This window comes from Pontibacter actiniarum, from assembly GCF_003585765.1.
GTDB classification, from domain to species: Bacteria; Bacteroidota; Bacteroidia; order Cytophagales; family Hymenobacteraceae; genus Pontibacter; species Pontibacter actiniarum.
This window is the reverse complement of record NZ_CP021235.1, coordinates 2,638,737-2,665,210: the sequence shown is the minus strand read 5'-3', so window position 1 is coordinate 2,665,210 and position 26,474 is coordinate 2,638,737. Positions and strand designations below refer to the sequence as shown.

Annotated in this window: 17 protein-coding genes; 15 read left to right on the top strand and 2 right to left on the bottom strand. The window is 49.4% G+C overall.

Annotation, left to right across the window (positions count from 1 at the left end; translation table 11 throughout):
* Positions 1-12 precede the first annotated feature (12 nt).
* The gene (locus tag CA264_RS11520; RefSeq protein ID WP_025607295.1) at positions 13-2,850 is read left to right on the top strand and encodes a M16 family metallopeptidase; all 2,838 of its coding nucleotides are present in this window, start codon (positions 13-15) and stop codon (positions 2,848-2,850) included.
* A gap of 300 nt (positions 2,851-3,150) precedes the next feature.
* Here CA264_RS11520 and CA264_RS11515 read toward each other — a convergent pair whose 3' ends face one another.
* Positions 3,151-3,918, bottom strand: a complete 768-nt coding sequence (locus CA264_RS11515) for a DeoR/GlpR family DNA-binding transcription regulator (RefSeq protein ID WP_025607293.1) — start codon at positions 3,916-3,918, stop codon at positions 3,151-3,153.
* A gap of 452 nt (positions 3,919-4,370) precedes the next feature.
* On the opposite strand from CA264_RS11515, the gene CA264_RS11510 reads away from it, so the two are divergent.
* From CA264_RS11510 to CA264_RS11445, 14 genes are all read left to right on the top strand, one after another.
* Positions 4,371-7,424, top strand: a complete 3,054-nt coding sequence (locus tag CA264_RS11510) for a SusC/RagA family TonB-linked outer membrane protein (RefSeq protein WP_025607291.1) — start codon at positions 4,371-4,373, stop codon at positions 7,422-7,424.
* Between the two features lie 10 nt (positions 7,425-7,434).
* A complete protein-coding gene (locus CA264_RS11505; RefSeq protein ID WP_025607290.1) occupies positions 7,435-9,129 on the top strand; it encodes a RagB/SusD family nutrient uptake outer membrane protein in 1,695 nt (564 codons plus the stop codon).
* Between the two features lie 44 nt (positions 9,130-9,173).
* A complete protein-coding gene (locus tag CA264_RS11500; protein WP_036776506.1) occupies positions 9,174-10,256 on the top strand; it encodes a metallophosphoesterase in 1,083 nt (360 codons plus the stop codon).
* Positions 10,257-10,356: 100 nt separating this feature from the next.
* Entirely contained in the window at positions 10,357-11,487 is a 1,131-nt protein-coding gene (locus tag CA264_RS11495) for a metallophosphoesterase (RefSeq protein ID WP_025607288.1), read from the top strand.
* 528 nt (positions 11,488-12,015) lie between these two features.
* The gene (locus CA264_RS11490) at positions 12,016-13,797 is read left to right on the top strand and encodes a sodium:solute symporter family transporter (RefSeq protein WP_025607286.1); all 1,782 of its coding nucleotides are present in this window, start codon (positions 12,016-12,018) and stop codon (positions 13,795-13,797) included.
* 62 nt (positions 13,798-13,859) lie between these two features.
* Entirely contained in the window at positions 13,860-15,257 is a 1,398-nt protein-coding gene (locus tag CA264_RS11485; protein WP_025607284.1) for an FAD-dependent oxidoreductase, read from the top strand.
* A gap of 17 nt (positions 15,258-15,274) precedes the next feature.
* The gene (locus CA264_RS11480; RefSeq protein ID WP_025607283.1) at positions 15,275-16,222 is read left to right on the top strand and encodes an endonuclease/exonuclease/phosphatase family protein; all 948 of its coding nucleotides are present in this window, start codon (positions 15,275-15,277) and stop codon (positions 16,220-16,222) included.
* Positions 16,223-16,538: 316 nt separating this feature from the next.
* Positions 16,539-17,540, top strand: a complete 1,002-nt coding sequence (locus tag CA264_RS11475) for a 2-hydroxyacid dehydrogenase (protein WP_025607281.1) — start codon at positions 16,539-16,541, stop codon at positions 17,538-17,540.
* A gap of 5 nt (positions 17,541-17,545) precedes the next feature.
* Complete coding sequence (locus tag CA264_RS11470; protein ID WP_025607279.1) at positions 17,546-19,006, top strand: FGGY-family carbohydrate kinase; 1,461 nt, start codon at positions 17,546-17,548, stop codon at positions 19,004-19,006.
* Entirely contained in the window at positions 19,003-20,463 is a 1,461-nt protein-coding gene (locus tag CA264_RS11465; protein ID WP_025607277.1) for an FGGY-family carbohydrate kinase, read from the top strand. The genes CA264_RS11470 and CA264_RS11465 overlap by 4 nt, the downstream gene beginning before the upstream one ends.
* Entirely contained in the window at positions 20,456-21,055 is a 600-nt protein-coding gene (locus CA264_RS11460; protein WP_025607275.1) for a histidine phosphatase family protein, read from the top strand. The genes CA264_RS11465 and CA264_RS11460 overlap by 8 nt, the downstream gene beginning before the upstream one ends.
* Positions 21,056-21,070: 15 nt before the next feature.
* On the top strand, positions 21,071-22,012 hold the full coding sequence (locus CA264_RS11455) for a glycerophosphodiester phosphodiesterase family protein (RefSeq protein ID WP_036776081.1): 942 nt from the start codon (positions 21,071-21,073) through the stop codon (positions 22,010-22,012).
* Between the two features lie 93 nt (positions 22,013-22,105).
* Positions 22,106-23,785, top strand: a complete 1,680-nt coding sequence (pafA, locus tag CA264_RS11450) for an alkaline phosphatase PafA (protein WP_084196209.1) — start codon at positions 22,106-22,108, stop codon at positions 23,783-23,785.
* Between the two features lie 545 nt (positions 23,786-24,330).
* On the top strand, positions 24,331-25,533 hold the full coding sequence (locus CA264_RS11445; protein ID WP_025607270.1) for a tetratricopeptide repeat protein: 1,203 nt from the start codon (positions 24,331-24,333) through the stop codon (positions 25,531-25,533).
* A 449-nt stretch (positions 25,534-25,982) separates the two neighbouring features.
* Here CA264_RS11445 and CA264_RS11440 read toward each other — a convergent pair whose 3' ends face one another.
* Positions 25,983-26,381 carry a DUF805 domain-containing protein gene (locus CA264_RS11440; protein WP_025607268.1) on the bottom strand — a complete coding sequence of 133 codons (399 nt, stop codon included), beginning with the start codon at positions 26,379-26,381 and terminating at the stop codon, positions 25,983-25,985.
* Positions 26,382-26,474 lie beyond the last annotated feature (93 nt).

Sequence of the window (26,474 nt, the reverse complement as noted above, 5' to 3'; positions counted from 1 at the left end):
AATAACTTATTCATGAAGTATAAACAAACACTTATCTTACCCCTGCTGGGGCTGCTACTAGCCGGCGCGCCGGCTTTTGCACAGACTGTGAAGGTAGTCAGCAGTACAGAAAATATCCCTGCAGACCCGAGCGTCAAGATCGGTAAGCTAAAGAACGGGTTAACGTATTATATCCGTAAAAATACCGAACCAAAAGAGCGGGCAGAGTTATACCTGGTGGTAAAAGCAGGCTCGCTGCAGGAGAGCGACGAACAGAAAGGACTTGCCCACTTTACGGAGCACATGGCTTTTAATGGCACACGCAGCTTTCCGGAGAACGAGCTAATCAGTTATTTACAAAAGGCAGGTGTGCGTTTTGGTGCGGATCTAAACGCCTATACTGGTTTTGACCAGACTGTGTATCAGTTACCGCTACCCACCAGTGACCAAGAAGTATTTGAAACCGGTTTCCGCATTTTAGCGGATTGGGCAGGTCGTGTAACCTTTGACGGTGCGGAGATAGACAAGGAACGCGGCGTGATCGTGGAAGAAGAGCGGCAACGTGGTAAAAACGTGTCTGAGAGGATCAGCAAGCAGCTGTTGCCTGCTATGTTTGCCAATTCCAGATACCTTGAGCGTTTGCCCATCGGGGAGGTTGAAATAATTGAAAACTTCAAGCATGAAACCCTCCGTGCCTACTACCAGCAGTGGTACAGGCCCGATTTGCAGGCTGTTATCGCGGTGGGCGACTTTGACGAGGCCAACGTAGAAAAGCTGATCAGGGATAACTTTGCCGCTTTTGAGGCGCCTGCTAATGGTAAGCAGCCACAGCACTACAGCATACCGGCAAATGCGGAGCCAATCGTTAAAATCGTGACGGATCCAGAGTTTCCGTACACAGTAGCTTTCATTAATTACAAGCACCCGGGTACCGTCACAAAAACACTCGCCGATTTCAGGCAGGCGATCATGCATGGTGTAATAAATAGCATGCTCTCTGCCAGAATCCAAGAGCTGGTAAAAAGTGGTAAAGCTCCTTTTTTAAATGCTGGAGCAAGTTATGGAGCATACCAGGGGGGGGCAGGGCACTTGGATGCCTTCAGCTTACAGGTCGTGGCTAAAAGCGCCGACGCCTTAAAACCAGCCCTTGAAGGAATTATGGACGAAGCGCTGAAGGTGCAACAATACGGGTTTACCATCTCAGAATATGAACGGGTGAAACAGAGCTTTGAGAGTGCGATAGAAAAAGCGTACAAGGAGAAAGATAAAACCTCTTCAAAAGCTTATGTCAGTCAGTACCTGCAGCACTTCCTGAATGGGGAAGCCATCATTAGCATGGAATACTCCTATGCTTTTTACCAGGAGGTATTGGACCAAATCAGCCTGGAAGAGGTGAACAGGCTGGCAGCAGGGTACATTAGGACGGAAAATCAGATTGTTATTGTGCAAGCCTCTGAAAAAAGCAAGGACGTTCTGCCAGATACCCAAGAGCTGCTAAAATGGGTAAATAACGGGGAGCGCCAGCTGGAGGCCTACGTGGATGAAGTGGTGGCAAAACCGCTGTTGCAGGATTTTGTATCTGTAGGGGCTACCAAAAAGCAAACGTATCAAAAGGCGCTGGGCACCACGGAGCTGGTTCTATCAAATGGCGTAAAGGTATTGTTAAAGCCAACGGACTTTAAGAATGATGAGATTCTGTTTTCGGCCTATAGTCCGGGAGGCTACTCCCTTGCTCCGGCAAGTGAGGTACAGGCTGCGAAAATGGCTGGGCCCGTGGTAGCCGCCGCAGGAGTCGGGGATTACAGCGCCACGCAGTTGAGCAAGATGCTGGCTGGCAAGAACGTAGCGGTGGGGCCTTACATCAATACGTATTCTGAGGGGATAAAGGGATATGCAGCACCGGAAGACTTTGAAACAGCACTGCAGCTGACTTACCTGTACTTCACACAGCCACGAAAAGATAGTGTTGCTTTTAACCGGCAGATTGAGAACACGCGCGTGTTTCTGGAGGGGAAAAACGCCAACCCCGTGTCCGTTTTTCAGGATACTATCAACGCTGCCATGAGTGGCTACGGCCCTTGGGCCGCAAGCCCGACACTGGAACAGCTCAACCAGCTTTCCCTGGATAAGGCATTTGCTTTTTACAAAGATCGTTTTGCTGATGCCAGTGACTTTAGCTTTGCAATCGTTGGTAATTTTGAAGTGGAAAAGATACAGCCGCTAGTGGAGAAATACCTGGGGGCTTTACCCGCTACACACCGATCAGAGACATTTAAAGACGTAGGCATACAGCCTTTGCCGGGCAAAATAAGCAAAACAGTTTACAAAGGCCTGGAGGATAAAGCAGTTGTTGTGCTAGCGTATCACGATGCTTACACTTACAAGCAGGCTAATAACTTGTACTTAAAAGCCTTGGAGTCTGCCTTGGAAACGCGCTTGCTGGAAAGGCTGCGGGAGAAGGAGAGTGGTGTGTACAGCCCTTCCGTGACGCTAAGTTTTGTAAAAGAGCCGAAGGCTACCTATTCATTGGCAGTTTCCTTTAGCTGCGCCAGCGACAGGGTAGAGGAGCTGATCAGTGCCACCCAGGATGAAATTGAGAAGATGCGTGCCGAAGGCCCAAGCTCAGATGAACTGGGTAAGTTTGTGGCACAGGAGAAGCGCCAGCGAGAGGTAAAGCTCAGAACAAATGCGTTTTGGCTAAGCTACCTTTCCGGTATTAACGCTAACAGACACGGCAGTGGTGAAATGGAGTCCTATATGGAGCGCCTGGAAAAAATAAAGGTTCGAAAGGCAGCCAAAGCCGCACGTAGTTATTTATCAGGAGCAGAAACGATAAGGCTGGTTTTGCTGCCAGAGGCTTCTCATTTATAACCTGTGGGGGTGATGCGCCGGGTCTTGCATAGAGTACAGCCGATAAGGTGTGCTGTTGGTTAGTTTATTTGTTTGTGTTAAGGTGAAAGGGGCAGCACTTGTGGCTGCCCCGGCCTTTTATGGGCCCCACGCAAATCATGTATTAGAACTATAGGGGGGATGGCTGTAAGCGTACAGTGCTTAAAGAAACACAAAGCTTCTTCATAATTTGCTCGTTCAGTCGTTACTTCTCTTCGATTGCGGGGCGTGTGAAAAATAGCTAGCAAGACTAACACCTCCCGCGTTAGCGTGTGTCGTGCGCTATTTGGCTATGATAACTTTGATGCCACGCTCTTCTAAGGCTTCGACCACACTTGGTTGCACTCCATGGTCGGTTACGATGTAATGCACCTGATCCAGACTGCATACTCGGCCCAAGCCCCTGCGGCCAAACTTGGTGCTGTCAGCCAAAACGACCAGCACCTGTGCTGAGTCTATCATTTTCTCGTTTAGGCTGGCTTCGGCCAAATTTGTAATAGACAAGCCAAAATCCAAGTCGATGCCGTCAACGCCTAGGAACAACACACCACAGGAGATTCCTTCTAGTGTACGCTCAGCCTGTGAGCCTGCAACGGAAGAGGAGTTCGGTCGGATTAGTCCTCCTAGTTGGAGCACCTCCACGTTAGGGCGCGAAGAGAGCTCCAGTGTTACCTTTACTGCCGGTGTAATGACAGTGAGGTGAGAAGTAGGGTGCAAGCAACGTGCAAGCTGAAACACAGTTGTGCCAGAGCCTATAATAATGGAGTCATTCTCTCTGATCAGAGACAAGGCTGCTTTCGCAATCTTTTGCTTCTCCTCCGCGTGGATGAATTCTTTTTCATTGATAGGACGCTCAATTGCATAAGGGTTATGGATAGAGCCACCGCCACGTGTTCTAAACAAAAGGTTCTTATCTTCAAGTAGCTTTAGGTCTTTGCGGATGGTCACCCCTGATACCTCCAGCATGTCACTTAGTTCCTGAATACTGACACGGCCTTCTTCTTGTAGCTTCTGTAGAATTACCTGGTGTCTTTCTGTGATATTGATCATCCTCTTTGCTTTTAGTCTTTAGAATAAGTGCCCGGACTTTAATTAACACTTTCTTAATTTAAACTATTACAAAGTTAAAAAAAGCTTTTAATACTTTTGATTCAATACTTCTTAATGCAAAAGTATTTTAGTAATAGTATGTTCTATTAATATAAACTGATAATGTTGGTGTCAAAACAAAGTTCATGTTGTTTCATAATGTTTAATAAAAATTAAAATACCTTTTATTTTGTTTATATAATTTAAAGTCACTTTCTTTGATTCAGTAATAGAAAGTAATTCCTCACTTTCTATTTGAGTTGCCGCAAAGGGTGGGTGATCGGTTGTGGGCATGAGATTAGGATGGGGAGGCAAGCCGAGGCTGAGGCTTAACGCTAGTTGTGGACACCGTGATGTAGAAAGCGTTCTAGGGCATTAATATTAAGAAGACGTGAATATTAATATTATACCATATGATAAAAAGGATCTATATCATGTTGCTGATCTGCTTGCTTGCAGCAAGCAGTGTCTTTGGCCAACAACTAAGCCAGCTATCCGGAAAGGTTGTTGATGGCCTGGGAGACCCACTGCCGGGTGTCGCCGTTGTTGTGAAGGGGGGCACAAAGCACGCTATCACAAACGAGCAAGGGGTGTATACGCTCTCCGAAGTTTCTGCTGATGCTACCTTGGTCTTTACTTATTTAGGGATGAAGAACCAGGAGGTAAAGGTGGGTAACCGTAGTGCCATTGACGTGGTGCTGGAAAGCGAGTCCTTTGCTCTGGGTGAAGTGGTAGCCATTGGCTATGGTGTTGCCAAGAAAAAGGACATTACCGGAGCCATCGCAACACTGGATGGAGAGGTGGCTTCTAAAAGGAATACAACACAGCTTGCACAGGCCTTACAGGGTACCTTGCCAGGCGTTATGATTACCCGGTCTAACAGCGAGCCTGGTGCCTCAGCCACTGTAAGGGTGAGAGGCGTTACAACGATAGGCGACAGTGACCCGCTGGTAATTGTGGATGGTGTGCCTGTTAGTAGTATGAACGATGTGAACGCAGCTGATATTGAGGACATCTCTGTGCTGAAAGACGCAGCCTCTGCGTCTATATACGGTGCAAGAGCTGCCGCAGGGGTAGTGCTGATCACGACGAAGCGGGCCAAATCAAACAAAACCAACCTGGAGTACAGGGCTACCTTTGGCTTCGACAGGCCCACTGCCTTTCCTAAAACTGTAGGGCCGCAGCGCTACCTGGAGATGATCAACGAGTTTACCTGGAATGATGCCGGTAACAAACCAGGGGAGGAGTATAGCCTTTACCCAAAAGAGGATGTTGAGAACTGGCTGGCTTATAATAAAGAAAATCCCAACCAATACCCGGTTACTGACTGGATGGGGCTTGTTGTAAATGACTACGCGCCACGTAGTAGCCACAGCCTTACCTTCTCTGGGGGCTCTGGTAAAATAAAGTCGCTGGCATCCCTGAACTACGAGAACGTAGACGCGCTGTACGATCACAAATCATTTGAAAGGGTGATGGCGCGGATAAACAACAGTATTGAGTTTTCAGATCAACTCAAGGCAAATGTTGATTTCTCCTATAACTATAATCTAAAGAAAGAGCCGGTGGTTAACCCGATCTGGGATGCGCAGCGTTACCCAGCCGTTTTTGCGGCGCAGTGGAGCGACGGTAGAATCGCAGAAGGTCAGAATGGAGGTAACGTATACGCTGCTTTGCACCACGGCGGGTTTGAGAATACCTTCATCAACAAGATTAACGGAAGAGTGTCACTGGAGTATGAGCCAATTGAAAACCTGACATTTACAGGCGTTGTATCACCACACTTTTATACAACCAAAGGGAAGTTGTTTAGAAAACAGATCCCATACTACACGGCGGAAGACCCTACCTTGCAGGCGGGCTATATTTCCGGCTACACTGCTACATCTTTGTATGAGGCCAGAAAAGATGGTAAAACGTTTACGAAGCAGTTGCTGGCAAACTACACCAAGAGTTTCAGTGACCATAGTTTTAACATGTTGGCCGGTTACGAGGACTTCTACTCATTTGATGAGGTCCTGAACGCGCAGGCGGAGAATTATACTTTATCAAACTTTCCGTACCTGGACCTGGGGCCGCTGGATTACATGAAGAACACAGGTAGCGCCTGGGAAACAGCCTATCGCTCCTACTTTGGCCGCTTGCTCTATGATTACAAAGGCAAGTATCTGTTGCAGGCCAACATCCGCTACGACGGTTCTTCCCGGCTTCACCCGGATTACCGCTGGGGAGCGTTTCCTTCTGTTTCCGCCGGTTGGGTGATTTCAGAAGAGTCTTTTATGCCGGAAAATAGTGTGCTTTCGTTCCTGAAGCTGAGAGGCTCCTGGGGGCAATTAGGTAACGAGCGCATCGGAAATTATCCTTATCAGGCTTCTATCGGCTATTCAAATGCCTTGTTTTACCGTGGCGGCACGATAGTTTCGGCCACCACGGCTGCCCAGTACGCCTACGCCATACAGGATATTACCTGGGAAACGACCGAGACAGTAGACCTCGGGTTTGATGCCTACTTCTTTAATAACAGGTTGATGCTTACGGGTGATTATTATAACAAGCGCACCAAGGACATGTTGCTGGAGCTGGAAATACCCGACTATATGGGTTTTGAGAATCCGCAACAGAACACAGGGGTTATGTCTACCAAAGGCTGGGATGCGCAGATTACCTGGCGTGATAACATAGGAGAATTGGGTTACTCAGCCTCCTTCAACTTATCTGATTCTAAATCCAAAATGGGTGACCTGGGAGGTATTGTGTTAGATGGCGCACAGGTGACAAGGGAAGGAAGTGAGTTTAACGAGTGGTACGGTTACATCTCGGACGGGCTTTACCAGTCGGAGGAAGAAGTGGAAAACTCTCCTAAGCTCTATAACTCTGTGAAGCCGGGGGATGTGAGGTATGTAGACATCAGCGGGCCGGATGGTGAGCCAGATGGCAAGATAACACCGGATTACGACCGGGTACTGCTAAGTGGTTCGCTGCCGCGCTACCTGTATGGTGGTAATGTCAGCGCAAATTATAAAGGATTTGATCTGTCGCTGGCATTCCAGGGAGTAGGCAAGCAGAAGAGCAGGCTTACCGAGCAAATGGTGAAACCTTTCTTTTCAGCCTGGACCAACCCTCCCGCCATAATCGACGGAAATTACTGGAGCCACTACAATACAAGTGAAGAAAACCTAAGTGCCCGTTACCCAAGGTTATCTTACACGGGCTCAGAGAACAACAACTACGTTATGTCTGATTACTGGCTTATTAACGGGGCTTATTTCCGTCTGAAGAATGTGGTGCTGGGCTACACGCTTCCAACTGCCTTTACATCCCGTGTGAAAATGGAGCAGGTAAGAATATTCGCCTCTGCTACCGATCTTTTCTCTGTCAGCGACTATCCGAAAGGCTGGGACCCGGAGGTTTCTTACAACACCTACATTAGCCAGACTTTCAACTTAGGACTATCTGTTAAATTTTAACCATAACCAGATGAAAAAGCTTATAGCTCTTATAGCACTGCTGCCGCTGCTGCTAGGCTGTACAAAACTAGACGTAAATCCTTTGTCTGAGGGTTCTTCTGAGAACTGGTACTCCGATGAGACAGAGATAACCCTGGCCCTAAACGATTTGTACAGGACCTACCTATGGGATTTTGAAATCAACTATAACACAGAGCGCATGAGTGATAACTGGACACAGCGCCAGGCGATCGATGCTTTTCCGGCAGGCTCTGTCAACAGTGAGTGGTCCCGGTCAGAAGATTTGTGGCTGAGCACCTATAAAGGTATCACCCGGGCTAATACCATATTGAACAGCCTGGACAACGCAACCGGCAAGGTTGCCGAAGCGAAAATAAAACAATTAGCGGCAGAGGCCTCCCTAATGCGGGCTGTGTTTTATGCCCGCCTGGTTTTCTACTATGGTGATGTGCCTTTTTACACAGGTTATTTAAACATAGATGATGCCTTTGAATTGGGGCGCACAGATAAAGAAGTCGTGCTGCAGCAGGTTTACAAAGATTTTGATGCGGCTATCGAAAGCCTGCCGGTAAGCTATGGCAGCAACGAATTAGGGCGAGCTACTAAAGGGGCAGCACTGGCTTTTAAAGCAAGAGCCGCCTTATACATGGGCGATTGGGTTATAGCACGCGATGCTGCCAAAGCATGTATGGACCTGCAGGTGTACTCGCTACACCCGAACTATGGAGAGTACTTTCTGTCTAAAACGAGAAACTCCCCAGAGACGGTTTTCGCCTTGCCGCGCTCGTTCGAACTGGGTTCCTCCTGGGGTGCCAAGAATTTTTACACCCGTACCCCGGGTGGAAGCGCGGTGGCACAACCATCCTGGGAACTGTTTTGCGCCTACCCTTGCACCGATGGCCTTCCGATAGACGAATCGCCGCTCTTCAACCCGAGAGAACCCTTCAAAAACCGTGACCCTCGTTGTGCCATGACCATTGTGGAGTTTGGAACAGAGCACCTGGGAGTAATCTATAACCCTAATCCTTATGCTACCAAAGTGCTGAATATGGAGACGGAAAAAATGGTTGCGAACAAAGACACCAGAAGCGTAGATACCTATGCCTCTTACAACGGGTTGGCACTGAAGAAGGGAGTGGACGAAGATTGGTCTGATAACAACGAAACAGACTTCGACATCAGAATTATGCGCTATGCGGATGTGCTACTGATGTATGCCGAAGCTCAAATAGAGCTGAATGAAATTGATGCCTCGGTGCTTGATGCCATTAATGCCGTGCGGGCCAGGGCTTATGGTGTGGATGTAACCAATACAACGGCTTATCCGGCCCTTACCGCCACCAGCCAGGAGCAGTTGCGAAAAGAGCTGCGCAACGAAAGGCGTATCGAGTTTGCCTGGGAAAACAGAAGGTTTGATGACCTGCTGCGATGGCGCCTGGCTGAGAAGGCACTGATCCGTCCGATCTACGGCATTCTGGATCCGAATGACCTGAAGCAGAGGGTGGTAGACCAGAATTTGTGGTTCTATTCTCAGGCACCAGAAATTGATGAAAATTGGCTGCCGGATTTTTCAGCGTTACACAACGCAGGTACTGTGAAGGTGTTGGTGGAGCGTAACTTCGACAAAGAAAGACAGTACCTGTTCCCGATCCCATCCAAAGAAATCATCATCAACAAGAACTTAAAGCAGAACCCTAATTATTAAGTATGATTATACTTGGCATCATTTGCAAACAGGTTAATAAAAGTATGATTTGGCGAGCAGGCGGTATGTGTCTGCTCCTGCTTTCGGCCCTTTCTGGTTTTGCACAGGGTAAAAAGGCATTTCAGGAGCCAAAACTATCTACGCAAGACTCTTATACGATGGTAATCCTGCCGGACTTACAGAACTATGTAAAGTTCCAGCGCAACCAGCCTATACTAGATGTGATGATGAACTGGGTAGTGGCACGCAAGGATAGCCTGAACATTGGGATGGTGCTGTGTACCGGCGACTTGGTGGAGCATGATGACATTATCAATCCGGACGGCAAAAAGATGGACCAGACGGGCAGGCAGCAGTGGCTGAACGTATCCGGTGCTTTTGGTAAACTGGATAACCAGCTGCCTTACGTAACAGCCACTGGCAACCACGATTACAACATCTTCAGCTACACGCATAAGCCTAAAACAACTCATTTCCCCACTTACTTCTACTCCGAGAAAAACCGTGAAAACAAGAAGCTGCTGCGGGAGGTGTTTACCAACGTGTACGGCGAGAACAGCCTGGAGAATGCTGCTTACGAATGGTTGTCTCCGGTTGGTAAGAAATTCCTGTTTCTGTCGCTGGAGTTTGCCCCGCGCGATACCGTGTTAGGCTGGGCCAGAGAGGTGGTGGCAAAAGATAAGTATAAAGACCACACCGTGATACTGCTCACACATGCTTACCTGAACTACAAAAATGAGCACATCGAAAGTATGTCTTACGACCTGACAGACGCTAACCCTGGGCTGGCCGTTTGGGACAAGCTGGTGAAAGGTTCTAAAAACATTGAAATGGTGGTATCAGGCCATATCGGAGCCAAAGACAATGCCCGAAAGCATGTAGGGTATCGAACTGATAAAAACGCAGCCGGTAAAACCGTGCACCAGATGACCTTTAACGCGCAGGCCATGGGAGGCGGGCACTATGGCAACGGTGGCGACGGCTGGCTTAGAATCCTGGAATTTCTGCCTGACGGGAAGACAGTTCAGGTAAAGACATTCTCTCCCTTTTTCGCTTTATCGCCCTCTACGCAGCATCTGGCCTGGCGACATGCCAACTACGATGAGTTTACCTTTCAATTTGATTAACACCTGGTAATGCCCCTAAAGCCCTCTGAAGTATGGCTTTGTGCGTGCTTCAGTCGTACCATGTTTCATACTTGTCTTACCAAAAAACATAAGATGCATCATGAAAAAGTTTCTAACCTTAAAGTTCCAAAGCCAAACTGATTGTGGTACAGCTTATGTGAGCAAGTTCTTCTTTTTTGCCTGCTTGCTAATCAGCCTTTCAGCCTGTAAAAGTGACTCCGATGCTGACCCTTTTCCTGAGGAGGAAGCCATAGCGCAGGAGGAAGACGCGTTCTTCACAATTGCCGTGCTGCCGGACACACAATACTATACTTCATTAAAGCATGGCGGCACCATGGAGATGTTCGCGGAGCAGATTCAGTGGATAAGAGACAATAAGCAGGCACAGAATATTGCCTATGTGGTGCATTTGGGAGATATGGTAGACCACGGAGACGATGCAAACGAGGTGGAGTGGGAGCGAGCGAAAACAGAAATGTATAAACTGGAGGCTGACAACATACCTTATGGTGTAGCGGTAGGCAACCACGATCAGACGCCATTCGGTAATCCGGCTTCTCCGGGTACGAACAGTGGCTATGGTACGTATTTCGGCAGAAACCATATGCAGCAGTTTTCGTGGTATGGCGGTGCTTACGGCTCATCTAACAACAGCGACAACCACTATGATTTATTTACGGCCAACGGCCAGAACTACATCGTGTTGTACCTAGAGTTTAATTCACCGGGGCAGGAAAAGTATAGTGTCTCCATTGAGAGCGCCGTGATGGCTTGGGCAGAAGGGGTGCTCGATAGCTATTCCGATCGCAAAGCTATTGTAGTGAGCCACAGTATCCTGAACAGGCCAAACGGATCGAACAGCGATGTGAAACCCGGAGAGGGAAACAACAGTGTTGCCAGCCAGTTCACCAACCAGGGTGATGTGATCTACAACCGTATGAAGCTACATAACAACGTGTTCCTGATGCTGAGCGGGCATATCTCCGGCGAAGGGTTTCGACGTGATAATTACAATGGTCACATTATCAAGTCGTACCTGGCCGATTACCAGTCGCGCGAGAACGCCCCTTACGATGGCACCAACCGGAACGGTGGTAATGGCCTGATGCGCATGATGAAGTTTAACACTACGAAACAAACTTTAACTGTGCGCACCTTTGCTCCGCGCCCGGGCAGCAATATTTTAGAGACTGACGGCGACAGCCAGTTTACAGAGCCTTTGTACAACTAGCTCTTTGCTAGGCGAGGAGCTGTAAGTCTCTGCCCTTTTGGAGATGGCAGGATCGGAATATGATACAAATTGAATTGCCGGGAGCTCCGTAGTACTTTATTTTTAAATAAAGTAAAGCTTACATAGTCCTCTTTCCTGCACCCAGTTGTCTTGTAAAGGCAAACCATCAAAGCTATTAGATGAGCTTTGATGGTTTGCTAATATTTTAATAGCAAGATAGTTGTAGATAAGTTTTGGCAAGTAAAACTAGTGTTTTAACACTTACATAATGTTTAATTATATTTAATTGTGTGTTAAAAAATTGTTAATAATATTTTATTTGCTTTACTTTAGTCAAAGCTAAGGAGTTAAATATAATAATCAGAAAGAAATATAAAGCATATACCTGTTTTCTGCAAAGGTAGGAAGGGAGGAAGTTGAAGCAGGTGAATTTTGCTACTCAGGTTAAAGCGAGTGAAAGCAGAGTAAAGAAGCATCTGCTTTGCCTGCAAAGCTTTTAACAAAAAAAGAACAACAGCACACGACGCTATGAACAGTACCGATCTTATCGTTTTAGTAATTTATCTGGCGGGCTTGCTGGTGATGGGGAGTATCTTCTCACGTTTAAAGAATACGCAGGAAATGTTTGCAGCCGGAGGCCAGTCGCCGTGGTGGCTTTCGGGGCTCTCTGCGTTTATGACCACCTTCTCTGCCGGTACGTTTGTGGTATGGGGCGGCATTGCCTATCAGCATGGAATGGTAGGTGTATCTATACTTGCCGTAATCGGTGTAGCCTCCATGCTGGTAGGGTGGCTGCTGGCTGGCCGCTGGAAAAGCTTTGGCTACGACTCTGCCGCTGCTTTTCTGGATGCCCGCTTCGGCAGGTCCATTGTGCAGTTCTATACTTGGTTGCAGGGTACGGTAGGGGTGTTTACCATGGGGGGCGCCATCTACGCACTAGCCGTCATTGTCACGGCACTTATTCCCCTCCCTGCCGATCATTTCCTGGCCGATCCTGAAACAGGTCACTTCTCTGTTACCATTGCCTCGCTGCTCATATCCGTCTTGGTTATTCTAATTACCTCTGGCGGTGGCCTGTGGGCGGTTTTGATGACCGATGCCTTGCAGTTTATCATACTTACAGTTTCTGTGCTGGTAGTGGTGCCGCTTATGTTGCTGCGTGTTGGTGGTGTGGATGGGTTCGTTGAAAAAGCACCAGAAGGATTCTTTTCCCTTGTTTCAGGGGAGTTTACCTGGTTCTTCCTGGCAGGCTGGAGCCTGGTGTTTTTCTTTAAAATGGGAGGAGAGTGGGCTTACATCCAGCGCTTTGTGTGCGTTCCTTCCCAAAAAGACGCTAAAAAATCATCTTACCTGTTCGGTATTTTATACTTGGTGAGCCCATTAATCTGGATGCTGCCGCCTATGGCATACCGCCTGATTGATCCTTCTGCTGATCCGGAGCAAGCGTACATCCTGGCGTGCCAGGTGGTGTTACCTGCCGGTATGCTGGGGCTGATGATTGCGGCCATGTGTTCGGCTACGGCAAGTATGGTAACTACCCAACTGAACGTGTTTGCGGGTGCGTTTACCACAGAGTTTTACCAGCGCCTGATCCGGCCTGAAGCTGATGACAAAGAACTCGTGACAGTAGGGCGTGTGATTACGCTGCTGCTCGGAGGGATTGCGATAGCAGGTGCCCTGATCATACCCCGCATGGGTACTTATACTGGGTACATACTTGCCTCGGTGGCCATACTTACGGGGCCACTGGTGCTGCCTACTATTTGGGGCCTTTTCTCCAGTAAAATCGGCCTGGGCACTGCCTGGACGGTTACCCTGCTAAGTATAGCAGTAGGCCTTCTAGTAAAAGGTGGCTTTCAGACAGACGGCTGGTTTACGGATATAGCCTTTTTTGCACCGTTCACAAAACTTGCGCAGCTCAACGTGCGCATGACCGAAATAGTGGTCGGTACTGCCTTCCCCTTAGCACTACTCCTGATCGCGGAGGTAACCATCAAAAAAACACACGCTGGCTGGGAGCGCATACAGGCAAACCGTACCCGGCACCACAAAGCTGTACCCGTTACACCTTCGCCACTACCAGCCCGCCTTTGCGGGTGGTCTACCATCATTGTAGGTGCCATAATGCTGGTGCTGGCTGTAGTAGACCAGGTGGATGCCCTGATCCTGGGCGGTTTTGCGGCATTGTTGCTTTTGATCGGGGTAGGCATCCTGCTGCTGGCTAAAAGGTTAGAACGGTTAGCGACAGAGAAAGAGGCAGCCATACAACAGGTGCAGCAAGAAAAAGAGCTGATCAACAACGGGTGGTAACCGCACCAAGCAAATAAAGGATAGAGCTCAATAGATATCGACTTAATAATTCATACAAAATCATGGCAAGTAATAAAATTTCTATACCTGCAAGAGAGGTTTCCGTGCGCAAAGAAGTGGATGTGTTGGTAGTAGGCGGAGGCCCATCCGGTATCATGGCGGCACAGGCAGCCGCTGAAGACGGACTTAAGGTGGCCCTTATCGAGAGCAGAAGCTTTGTGGGTGGTAACATGACCATCGGCCTTCCTATACTTGGTTTCCTGGGCCAGAAAGGTAACCAGATCATCAAGGGCCTGCCGCAGAAGTTTATCGACAGACTCGCTGAGCAAAATGCTGCCAGCGAACACCGCCCATGCCCGCTGCACATGAGCATAACCTTAGTAGAGCCGGAGGCGGTAAAGGCTGTAGGCCTCGAGGTATTGGTGGAGAGCGGTGTAGATGTGCTGCTGTACGCTTTCTGTGTGGATGTAATTATGGAGGGCGATACCCTGCGTGGCGTGGTCATTGAGAGCAAGGCTGGCCGTGAAGTTATACTTGCCAAGGTTGTGATTGATTGTTCCGGCGATGCAGACGTGGCATACCGTGCAGGTGTGCCCACCGAGCAGGGCAACGAGCATGGTGGCACACAACCACCTACCATGATGTTTTGCCTGGGTGGCGTGGATACCGAGAAGCTTCGTCAAAGTATAACCCAGGAGCCGAGAACCTACCTGACAGATTTTATCCCGAACGAGTATTTTGGGCAGAACCACCAGTTTATTGTAGTGGGCCTTCGTAACCTGATGCAGCAAGCCAAGGCGGAAGGATACCAGCTGCCAACCGAGCGCACCATCGTAATTACTGGCCTGAGAAAAGGTGAAGTATGGATTAATATGTCCAGCGTGCAGGGCGTTAACGGGGTGGACCCGCAAAGCCTGTCCTATGGCGAGATCAAAGGCCGTGAGCAGATCAAAGAAATTCACCGCTACCTTGTCAACTACGTGCCAGGTTTCGAAGAATCCTTTTTCACGAAAACTGCGCCGTTCCTGGGTATCCGGGAGACAAGGCGTATCGTGGGCCAGTATGTAATGAACCGTGATGACATCATGGGTTGCGGTAGGTTTGACGATGCCATTGCCGTGGCGAGCTACCCACTGGACCTGCATCACCCGGAAGGCGGAGGCTGTACCCTGGAGTGGTGTGGCGACTGCTATGATATTCCGTACCGTTCGCTCGTGCCGCTAAAAGTAGAAAACCTGCTGGTGGCTGGGCGTAGCATTTCAACCACACACGAGGCTATGTCAGCTATCCGGGTAATGGCGCCTTGTATGGCCATGGGCGAGGCAGCAGGCCGTGCGGCCAAGCTGGCCGTGCGTGAGGGCATTGCCCCATCAAAAATAGATGTGCAGAAACTGCGCGCCGAACTGGTGGAGTCAGGCGCTTTCCTGAACTCGCCGGAGCTGGCAGTTTCTGAGTTATAAAAAGAATCTCTCCTGATATGTCAGAAAAACATACTTTCTCGCGAAGAAGCTTTGTGAAGGGCATCGGTGTGGCGGCAGCCATACCCTTGCTGCCACAAGTGCTTCACGCCGAAGATACTGCCTATGCAGGAAAAGCTGGCACACCGCATAAGGTACTTACCTGTAACATTAGGGTGGCCTTGCCAGACGATGATGCCAAAGGCTTTGGCTGGGGTGCGCGCAAAAAACTCTGTGTAGATGTAATGCGGGCGCAGAAGCCCGACATAATATGTATGCAGGAGGTGCTGCGTGTGCAGAATGAAGACCTGAAACAAGCATTTCCTAACTTCTTTTCCTATGGTTTTGAAGGGCCGGAGATGGATGCCCATACAGAAGGCTACCACGGCATCGCCAAAAATCCCATCTTTTTTTTAGGGCAGCGCTACGAGCTGCTCTCCGCCGGGTCTTATTGGCTGTCCGATACGCCACATATTGGTGGCAGCATGTCGTGGGGCACAGCCCGGGCAAGGCATGTCAACTGGGTACGTCTAAAAGACAAAAAGTCCGGTCTCGACTTTAGGGTCGTTAACCTGCACCTGGACCATCAGAGCCAGGAGGCGCGCGAGAAGCAGATAAACATGGTGATGGACGAGGTGAAACAATACCCCGCAGGTTACCAGCAGCTCCTGACCGGCGATTTTAATGTGGGGGTTGACAATGCTGTGTATGAGATTATTCGCAATGAGGGCTGGACAGACAGTTATGCTGCCATACATGGAGAGGGAGAGGCAGGGTTTACTGTGCACTCTTTTCAGGGGGAAGACTATCCGAAAAAAGACAAGCGCAAAAAAATAGATTTCATATTTCACCGTGGAGGAGGCAGAGCTCTCTCTGCTAACATCATCAAAGACCACAAGGGCAACCTGTATCCCAGCGACCACTATTTTGTAGCAGCAGATTTGATGCTGGGCGCTGAAAAGTCATAAGCAACTAAGGCTTAGTTCCGGCACAGGTATACCTCTGCGGGCTATCAATAAAGCAAATTAGCTGGTAGTAATCCAGCAATAGCAAGGCATTAAAGGTGAGTAGCTTGTGATTAGACAAGGCCAGTATCCCCAGTCGCTTAGGCTGGGGGTATGTGGGTATACTTCACCATGAGAGACAGTATGGTTCCGCAGCTGCTGGAGCAAGGGCTCTTGGTGCAGCGGAGAACCTCGCGCATCATTGCCTTTTAACAGGCGCTAAGGCAAGTATGAAATTGCATAATAGCATTGTGTATTACTTCTAAAGAGAGAAAATAATATGAGGATTTTAATTACGGCACCTTACCATGAGAAGGCACTAGAGCAGTTGCAGGCAACTTTTGGAGAAATCATATATAGACCCTGGAAGCCCCATGGCCGTGCCTACAACGAGCAGGAGCTCAAGGCGCTGCTTGCAGATACGCAGGCAGAGGCCTTGATTACGGAGCATGATCATGTAACGGAGGAGGTAATCAGCGCTTATCCTGACCTGCAGTTTATTGGTGTTTGCCGGGGCACGCCGTCCAATGTGGCGGTGAGCACGGCCACAGAGCTGGATATACCCATATTTAACACACCGGCCCGTAATGCACAGGCTGTGGCTGAAATGTTTGTGGCTAACACCATCTCCTTACTTCGCCATACAATGGCAGGCTGTGCCTGGCTGCAAGGTGAGAACTGGGAGGCCGGTGCCCATACTTCATACCTTCAATTTAAGGGTAACGAACTGGCCGGCAGAACTATCGGTATGGTAGGGTTTGGAGCCATCGGGCAGCGCATTGCTGAAATGGTCCGCTGCTTCCCTTGCGATATTCAATTCTACGACCCCTTTATGGAGTCTCCGGACCCGGCCTATAAAAAAATGACACTGGAAGAGGTGTTTACAACCAGCGACATCGTTTCTGTTCACCTGCCGGTAACGGAGCAGACGATCAATATGATTGATGCCTCGCTTATCTCGCTAATGAAGCCTGATGCCATCTTTGTGAACACCGCCCGCGCAGCCGTGGTGAAGCGGGAAGACCTGCTGGATGCGCTGGAGAATAAGCGTATCCGTGGTGCCATCCTGGACGTGTTCGACCACGAGCCGCCGGACGAGACGGACTACAAGATCATCCACATGCCGCACGTGCTGGCCACGCCGCATATTGCCGGAGCCACATTTGAGGTGGAAGACCACCACGCCGACATCATGAATGCTGCTTTGCAAAAGTGGTTTGTGGAGGGTAAGAAAGAACTGAAGCAATTAGTAAACAAAGATATTTTGACACTGCAAAGCTAAGCAATATGGCAGCACAGGACGCATACATGATCGTGGACATTGGTACCGGTAATGTTAGGGTAGCGGTGGCTACTCCGGCAGGAGAGGTACTTTGTGTGGAGCGCGACAATGTACACTACAAAACAGATGATAAGTACGCAGATGCCCTATGGTTTGACCCTACAGCATTGTGGGGGCAGATCCTGACACTAGCCGCAAAAGCACTGCAGCAGGTGCCGCAGGTAGTCATCAAAGCTGTTACGGCATCCAGCCAGCGCGAAGGCGTGGTGTTGCTGGACGAAGAAGGAAATGCTATCATCGGCTTTCCGAACCACGACCACCGTGGCCGGGAGTGGGAATGCATGCTTGCAAACAAGGAGCGCATTTATCAGCTTACGGGCCGCTATCCGAGTTCGCTTTTCTCTGCTTTAAAGTTAGTGGGGTTACGGGAGAGGCAGCCAGCGTTGTATGATAAATTCAGCACACTGCTAAGTATAAGCGATTGGGCTCAGTACCAGCTAAGCGGCGTGAAAGGTTTTGAGCATTCGCAGGCATCTGAAACGCAGCTGTATGATGTAGCCGCGAAGTGTTGGTCAGAAGAGCTCTGCGCCGCCTTCGGGATTGAAAGCAGGGTGTTGCCTCCGCTTCATTCTTCCGGGGCTATACTTGGTAAAGTGCTGCCAGTGTATGCGCAACAGCTGCAAATTTCACCTGAAACGGTAGTTGTAGTGGGTGGGGCAGATACTCAGCTGGCGATCAAGAGCACGCGCCCTTCTGTGGATGATATCGTGATTGTTTCCGGTACTACCACACCTGTTACCAAAATCATGACAGACTATTTGGTGGATGAGCAGGAACGCACCTGGACGAACCGACATGTAGAGGAGGGCTGCTTTATACTAGAGACAAACGCCGGAGTAACGGGGCTGAACTATCAGCGCCTGAAAGAAATATTTTACCCTTACGAAAGCTATGATGTGATTGAGCGGGAACTTGCCGCTGCGCCAGCCTCGCAATGCGTGGCCTCGCTTGGTTCTTTGATCGCTGATGAGAAATCGCCTGTCATTCGGGGTGGGTTTTCCTTCAATGTGCCAGTATCGCATGAGCTTACCCGCGCCTGCTTTGTGCGTGCCGCCCTCTGGGATATAGCATGCTGCATCAAGGCAAACTGCGAGGCGCTGTGCCAGGTAACGGGCCACGAACTAGACTACGTATGGGCCTGCGGTGGCGGCATGCAAAGCCCAATGCTGCGGCAGTTCATTGCCACCTTACTGAACAAGAAAGTGCTGCTGCGGGAAGGGTTTCAGCAGGCATCGGTGATAGGCGGAGCATTTATCTGCAACCAGGCATTGGGTATACCTGAAGGGGATACACCTGTGGCAGAAATAGTTTACCCTGCAGCGCAGGAACATGAAGCCCAGCAGGAGGAATGGCGTAGCATGCGCCGCAGTCTTAGACAGGGGGACTTAAGAGAGGAGGTCGTATGAGAGCTCCGTATTTTATAGGAATAGATATCGGAACACAAGGTGCGCGCGTCGTGCTGGTCGACTCGGTAGGGAATGTGCTCGGCAGCAATGAAGAAGTTTTCCCGCTCAGCAGCCAGTCCAGAGAAGAGCAGTCGCCGAAGGTGTGGTGGGATTCCTGCCTGCGCTCGCTTCATGCGCTCCTGGCGCAGGCCGGCAAGGAGGTGAACTTACAGGAGGTAAAAGCTGTGTCAGTTACATCTACCTCCGGCACGGTTATTCCGCTGGATGCTGCCAATGAGCCGCTGCACAACGCCATCATGTATAGCGATAAACGCTCTGCTGCAGAAGGGGAGCTGTGCAGGGAGATAGCCTTGCAGCATACTCCGGATGGGTATACGGGCTTTAATGCCTCCAGCGGCCTTTCCAAAATGGTGTGGTACGTGCAGCATTACCCGGAGCAGGCCCAGAAGCTGGCCCAATGGGTGCATGCGGCAGACTACATCATTGGTAAACTAAGTGGCCGCTTTGATATAACGGACTATACCAACGCCCTGAAATCAGGCTACGATGTCAAAAACAACCAATGGCCTGCCAACCTTTACGAACAGCTGCCGCTGAAGCGGAAGTGGCTGCAGGAGGTGGTGCCGTCGGGCACACCTGTTGGCGCTATGCTTCCAGAACTGGCACAGGAGCTGGGCTTGCCGAGAACTGTTCAGGTAGTGGCAGGTATGACAGACGGCTGCGCTTCCCAGATTGCCTCCGGCGCGGTGAAGCTGGGTGACTGGAACACGACCATCGGTACCACCCTGGTGGTGAAAGGGGTTACAAAAGAGGAGGTGGTAGATCCGCAGGGGAGGCTCTACAGCCACCGCCACCCCGAAGGCTTCTGGATGCCCGGTGGCGCAAGCAACACGGGTGCCGATTGGGTATCAGCGGATTTCTCCGGCAATCTGGACGAGCTGAATCAACAGGCGGCAAAACTGATTCCTACTGACCTAGTGGCCTGGCCGCTGCGCCAGCAGGGGGAGCGTTTCCCTTTTATTGCTCCGCAGGCAGTAGGATTTGAACCTGAAGGGCTGACCGAGGCTGAGCGCTTTGCCGCTAACATGGAGGGGGTAGCTTATGTGGAACGCTTTGCTTTCGAGCTAATCGAGCAACTATCCGGGGAGCAGGTGAAGGCCGTGTATACGGCGGGAGGAGGCAGCAACAGCGATGTGTGGCTCACCATCCGGAGCAATGTGCTGAACTTGCCGATCTACAAAATGCGGCATGTAACGGGTGCCGTAGGAGCTGCCATATTAGCTGCATCCAAAACACATTATACTTCCATTGTAGAGGCTGCCAGTGCCCTGACACAGGTAGAGAAAGAAGTGTACCCGACAAAGGAAATGAGCGAACGCTACGAGCGGGGCTACAAAAAATTCCTGCAGCTTATGCAGGAGAAAGGTTATATAGCATCAAATTATCAATATGCTTAACATTTACTTATTGCGCCACGGGCAAACAGCCTGGAATGCCGACGGCAACAGATATTGTGGTCGCACTGATTTACCTTTAACAGAAAAAGGCTTGGCACAGGCAGATGCTGTGAGCCAGCAGCTTAAAAGTATAAATTTTGATGCTGTATATGCCTCTCCGCTGCAGCGGGCCAGCCAGACAGCCTACATCGCCAGTGGTAAGACAGAAGTGGTAACGGATGAGCGCTTGATTGAAGCTGATTTTGGTAACTGGGAGGGCAAAACCAAAGAAGAGTTTATCGCTGAAAACCAAACCCTGTGGACTGACTGGATGAATGACCCGACCAACTGCCAGGCTGGCGGCATCGGGGAAACAGGCAAGGCAGTTATAAGCCGTGTGGATGATTTTTTCAGATCGCTGGCAGAGCGGCACCTAAGCGGTAATGTACTGGTGGTGGCCCACAATGGCGTAAACCGCCTGTACCTGGCGCACAAGTTGGGCATGCCGCTCAAAAATTATCGTAAACTTGAACTCGATAACTCTGCTATCACGCAATTTACACTGGATGAACAGGGAGAGCTGATTCTGAAACGTCTGAACAGCTTGCTGTAAAAGTGCCTTGGGAATATGATTGTAACACTTCTGCGGCTCGCTGCCTTCATACCTTTAATGGCAATGGGCTTTCTCTTGAGTGCTTGTGCTGTAAGGGTAGAGAGGGCTCCTAAACTCCACACGCTACAGATTAACGGCAGCAGCAAACTACGGGAATACTTTAGGTACACAGGGCAGGGTGTTCCGCTCATCAGCGGGCACCGCGGCGGCACTGAAGGCTACCCTGAAAATAGTATTGCGGCTTTTGAGCATACGCTGCGTCACATCCCCGCTTTCTTTGAAATAGACCCGCGACTGACCAGAGACAGCGTTATTGTGCTGATGCACGACGCCACCCTAGACCGTACCACCACTGGCACTGGAAAAGTGTCGGACTACACCTGGGCCGAACTTAAAAAGCTGAAGCTGAAAGACCGTGCGGGAAACGTGACGGAGCACCGCATTCCCACACTGGAGGAGGTAATAGCGTGGGGAAGAGGCAAAACGATCCTTAACCTGGACAAGAAGGACGTGCCCTTGAGGATAACGGCCGCCCTCATTAAAAAGCACCAGGCAGAGGGGTACGTGATGGTGACGGTGCACAACGCCGCCCAAGCCAGGTTCTACCATGAACAAAATTCCGAGATCATGTTTTCTGCCTTTGTGAAAACCAAAGAAGCACTAGCTGAATATGAGCAGGCGGGCATTCCTTGGAGCCACATGATCGCGTACATCGGTTCAGAGAGCAAATCTGGTAACAAGGAGATGTATGACCTGTTGCACACCCGGAGCGTCATGTGCATGATTTCCGCAGCGCCTATCTATGACAAGCTTTCTGACCCGGCAGCGCGACAAAAGGCTTACCAGGAGATCATCAAAGGAGGAGCTGATATTCTGGAGTCAGACTTGCCGGTAGAGGCCGCCCAGAGCATCAAAGGGTATATCCCGGCCCAAAGTACAAAGCGCAAGTTCTTCTAACATCACTCTGCTGGGCAGAGCAGCGGTTGTCACGGCTTTGAGCCGTGTGTGACTGTCAGAGCTGTCTGTTATGTAATTTTAAGCTAGACTAATATGAGATTACGTTTGAAGGCAGCAGGTATCGTGCTGCTGGTGCTCACCGCCTGTCGCTCTCAGCAGCCGATCGCAGGTCTCACTGGCAACCAGCCGGTGCAGTGGCAAAGCGGAGAGGCCTATACTTCTAAACCAAAATTAGTGGTGGGAGTTATCATAGACCAGTTCAGGCCTGATTACCTGCAGCGCTTTTACCACCACTTCGGCAGCGGAGGCTTCAAGCGTCTGATGACCCAAGGGTACTATAACCGGAACACCCACTACAATTACGTGCCCACTGTTACGGGGCCTGGCCATGCCTCTGTGTACGCCGGCACTACACCTGCCGTCCATGGCATCGTAGCCAACAGCTGGTACAGCCGGGAATTGAGCCGTACGGTGTACTGTGCCGAAGATACGTTGGCGAGATCTGTAGGAAGCGACACAGACGCAGGAAGAAGGTCGCCTCGCAACCTGTTAACAACAAACATTGCAGATGCACTAAAGCTATCTACAAATAGCAAAAGCAAAGTAGTTGGGGTTGCCGTGAAAGACCGTGGTGCGATCATGCCTGCTGGCCACATGGCTGACGGGGCATATTGGTTCGACAGCAGGCAAGGCAAATTTATCAGTAGCACTTACTATATGGAAGCGCTTCCTGATTGGGTAAATGCTTTTAACACAAAAAGCCTGCCTCAACAGTACATGGACAGCACTTGGAACATGCTAATGCCACTGGCAACCTATGAAGGCCCTGATGATTCCCCTTTCGAAAAAGTCTTCAAGGGAAAACGCGCCGCCGTCTTTCCTTATAACCTGAGGGAACTGGGGCCGGATAATGGAAATTACAGTCTACTGACTTATACACCGTTTGCCAACACCATCGTCACAGAACTGGCTATGGCTGCCATAGCAGGGGAGCATATGGGGCAAGATGAGGTGCCGGATCTGCTCGCTGTGAGCTACTCGTCCACTGATATCCTGGGCCACAGTTTCGGGCCCCGTTCTGCTGAAATTCAGGACATGTACCTGAGGCTGGACCAGGATATTGCGTATCTGCTCAATTACCTGGACAGTACAGTGGGAGAGGGGCAGTACGTGATGTTCCTGACAGCTGACCATGCCGCCGCAGAAGTGCCAAACTATTTGGTCACTAATAAAGTGCCGGCCGGTTATTTCAGCCAAAAAGACTTGAGAAGGAAGGCTGAAGCCTTTCTACAGAATACCTACGGGGAGGATGGACTGGTGGAGTACGTGACAAACCAGCAAGTGTATCTGAATCACAAAATTGTGCGCGACAAAAAGCTGGATCTCGATGTGGTACAGCAAAGTGTTGCCAGCTACCTGCGTGATGTAGATGGCGTTGTGGCTGTGTATACTTCCGGAGAGTTGCGGCAGCAAGATTACTGTGAAGGGAATCCATGGCTGCTGAAGAAAGGCTATAATTACAAAAGATCTGGTGATGTATTTGTAGTGTTGGAGCCTGGCTGGCTGGACGGCGGTAAGGTTGGCACTACTCATGGAACAGGTTACAATTATGATACGCACGTGCCACTGCTGTGGTACGGTGGGCATATAAAACCTGGTTCATCTGTCCGTAGGCAAAATATTACCGACGTTGCCCCGACATTATCTTTTATGCTGGATATTATTCTTCCAAACGGTGCTAATGGTGAGCCGATCCAGGAGGTTTTACAATAAAAATAACAGCATTTAGTAAGGAAAGAACTCATTAGAGTAAGAGCACCCTTATACTGCTGACGCTCCTGTAAAAGTCGAGCCGGCGCTTTAACGAGAATCAAAGTTGCTCAATTCAGCAGCAGCACCGCGCGTTACTTGCTCAACAGCAGAACGGCGGTATGTGTCCATACTGCGAAGAGCGGCAGGCTTCGCCACGAATAAATACGAACTTAAGGCATCTCCTATGTAAATATTAGACTTTTTAAAGTACCTTTTATGGATGAGCTTCAGTATGTGAGGAGTGCCGGAAATTGTACGGTTAGAATCATGAAGGGCGTTTTAGTAGCCTCGCAAGTACTATGCTAAACCAGCTGTAAGACTGACCTCACCAAGTGATAAATTGGGACATGTTGCTTCCAAATTCCCTTCAAACACACCCATTAGATAACTAGGTAAGCTTTACATATGAAGTTGCATGGTAATACATTGGTATTCGTTTTAAATAAGCTAGGATTGCACAGGTAATTATCTACATTTGCCAGAAATATTTAATACAAGACAAACTTATGTACAAAAAACTTTTACCAGCTGCATTATCCTTTGTTCTGCTGTCAGGAATAGTCGTTGCGCAGGATATCAACCTTGAGAAGGTAAGCTTTAACTACATGAGGCTTCCATTACAGCCTCTACCAAAAGAAGCGAAAACCTTCTCGGGTAAAGTAGAGATTGCCTATAAAGAAGAGGTAGAGGCTGCCAAAGAAGCACGCCAGCAGGAAGTGGAGGATATCAAAGCGACTGCCGCCGCCGAGAAGGCTGAGTACAAGCAAAAATCTTTGGGGGCGAAGGCCTTTAGCAAAATAATACTGGATGAGGGCAAGCCTAAAGGTCCCGTTATTGGCAAGGACCCATACGTTGCGAAAATCCATGATGGCAATAGCCTTGCCAATTCCTATGTACAGATACCGAGTTATACCCGGCAAGATGCCGATGCCGATGTGCAGGTAACGGTGCTGTTGCACGGTTTTTCGGTGGTAGACGTTGTGCCGCAGACAAGGGAATCGATGATTAAGAAAGATGGAAAAGACATCACCACTACGTATTATTACTATGAGGTGTCTTATAATCATCCGATTACGCTGCGAGTACAAAATAAGGATGGGCAAGTGCTCTATGAGTCGCCTATCGAAGCGCTAAGTGAACTAACAGTAGCAAAAACAGGTGAGTATAAAACACAGGACGGCCTTGAAAAGCACTGGGCTATAAACCAGAACAACTTCCTGCGCGGGCTGGACGATGCGATCATTCTAAAAAATATGAACATCGTGAAGGAGGAACTCGCCAGCCAGTACGGCTACAATCCTATGTTGAGAGCAACCACAGTCCTCAATATCAAGGACAAGAAAGTTTCTTACGATGACTTTAACCAAGCCTTTGAAAGTGCGACCACAGGCTACAGCAAATTAGCCAACCAGGAGAAGAAAGCGGAAGCGGTGGCTGAGCTGGAAAAGGCACTAGAGTTGTGGAATAATGCGCTGAAAGAAGCGGATCCGAAAAATAAGAAAGCACGAGTAGATGCCAAGGTAGCCGCTGCCACACACTTGAACTGTGCAGAAGCCTATATGTGGCTGAATAATTTTGAAGAAGCTGAGAAGCATCTTAATAAGATAAAGATGCTGGATGTTAGTAAGTATGAGAACCTGGCAAAAGAACTACAAGTAGTACTTGCCGATCAAAAGAGTCGTTACAACAGCAGCCAGAACAACATGTAAGGGTTGTGCTTCAGGCATTTCCTGCCCATTAGGTTTAAATCCCTCTGCCACCGAAGAGGGATTTTTTCTTTTAAGCCTACACAGGCACCGGATACTGGCGAAGCTTGAAGGAGGCAGCGGTTAAGCTGTAGTATGGGTTAAGTGAGGAACAAACAGGAGATCGCTTTCAGAGTAAAGCAGCGAGCAGCATTCGTTGCATTGAATGCGCTTTTAGCGTAAGTTATTCGCTCCTGTCTGTGGTAACAGGAAGTTGTTGGAGGTATTCACCTAAACGGGATCAGCTCTATAGCCAGGTAACTCTCTCTATTTACCAGTTTCTTGGCTTTCCTGATATGTACTTTCAAAACCCTGAATACCGCTGCATATTCCTTTCCGTGAAAGGTGCGAAGGGTTGCCCGTGGAAAAGTAGAACAAGAAGGCCCTTGCTCATAAGCAGGGGCCTTCTTGTTTTAGATACTTACAGGAGCCTCTTGAGGAGCCTGAGCAGAAGCGGTGGCTCTAAAAAGGTCCGCCTGGCTCATGCGTCCTTTCGGGTCATTTCCGTAGCGGTTGCCTCCGTGGTCACCGTCGCCGAACAGCATCCAGAGTCCGTAGAAAGGGATCAGCTGAAAAAAGCCTGAGTTCCCGCGGTCATGGCATCTTTTGGTGCCAGCAGCAAGGCTAACCCAGCTAAGCAAGAGCATGGTAATAAAGAGACAGACCATTGCCCCAACTGCTGCCGACTCGCCGGCAAAAAGCGAAGCCCCGAAAATAAAGAAGAGGATGCCGCCTACGAATGATAAAACAATTTGCGTAACGGCGTACTCGGTTCTGCGGATTCTTCCGCTAAAAGAGAAGATGTTTGACATACTAGTTTGTTTTAAATTGTTGGAAAGATTAAAACACAAGTTAAGCAATATATAGTAACAGACAGGTGGTTTAACTGATGTTTTTTAGGAGCT

Bases quoted from the DNA above. Each gene is read 5' to 3' on its own strand.
- CA264_RS11495 (WP_025607288.1), top strand. From the start codon at position 10,357: ATGAAAAAGTTTCTAACCTTAAAGTTCCAAAGCCAAACTGATTGTGGT.
- CA264_RS11490 (WP_025607286.1), top strand. From the start codon at position 12,016: ATGAACAGTACCGATCTTATCGTTTTAGTAATTTATCTGGCGGGCTTG.
- CA264_RS11445 (WP_025607270.1), top strand. From the start codon at position 24,331: ATGTACAAAAAACTTTTACCAGCTGCATTATCCTTTGTTCTGCTGTCA.
- CA264_RS11500 (WP_036776506.1), top strand. From the start codon at position 9,174: ATGATTTGGCGAGCAGGCGGTATGTGTCTGCTCCTGCTTTCGGCCCTT.
- pafA (WP_084196209.1), top strand. From the start codon at position 22,106: ATGAGATTACGTTTGAAGGCAGCAGGTATCGTGCTGCTGGTGCTCACC.
- CA264_RS11440 (WP_025607268.1), bottom strand. From the start codon at position 26,381: ATGTCAAACATCTTCTCTTTTAGCGGAAGAATCCGCAGAACCGAGTAC.
- CA264_RS11520 (WP_025607295.1), top strand. From the start codon at position 13: ATGAAGTATAAACAAACACTTATCTTACCCCTGCTGGGGCTGCTACTA.
- CA264_RS11505 (WP_025607290.1), top strand. From the start codon at position 7,435: ATGAAAAAGCTTATAGCTCTTATAGCACTGCTGCCGCTGCTGCTAGGC.
- CA264_RS11460 (WP_025607275.1), top strand. From the start codon at position 20,456: ATGCTTAACATTTACTTATTGCGCCACGGGCAAACAGCCTGGAATGCC.
- CA264_RS11465 (WP_025607277.1), top strand. From the start codon at position 19,003: ATGAGAGCTCCGTATTTTATAGGAATAGATATCGGAACACAAGGTGCG.
- CA264_RS11480 (WP_025607283.1), top strand. From the start codon at position 15,275: ATGTCAGAAAAACATACTTTCTCGCGAAGAAGCTTTGTGAAGGGCATC.
- CA264_RS11475 (WP_025607281.1), top strand. From the start codon at position 16,539: ATGAGGATTTTAATTACGGCACCTTACCATGAGAAGGCACTAGAGCAG.
- CA264_RS11485 (WP_025607284.1), top strand. From the start codon at position 13,860: ATGGCAAGTAATAAAATTTCTATACCTGCAAGAGAGGTTTCCGTGCGC.
- CA264_RS11470 (WP_025607279.1), top strand. From the start codon at position 17,546: ATGGCAGCACAGGACGCATACATGATCGTGGACATTGGTACCGGTAAT.
- CA264_RS11455 (WP_036776081.1), top strand. From the start codon at position 21,071: ATGATTGTAACACTTCTGCGGCTCGCTGCCTTCATACCTTTAATGGCA.
- CA264_RS11515 (WP_025607293.1), bottom strand. From the start codon at position 3,918: ATGATCAATATCACAGAAAGACACCAGGTAATTCTACAGAAGCTACAA.
- CA264_RS11510 (WP_025607291.1), top strand. From the start codon at position 4,371: ATGATAAAAAGGATCTATATCATGTTGCTGATCTGCTTGCTTGCAGCA.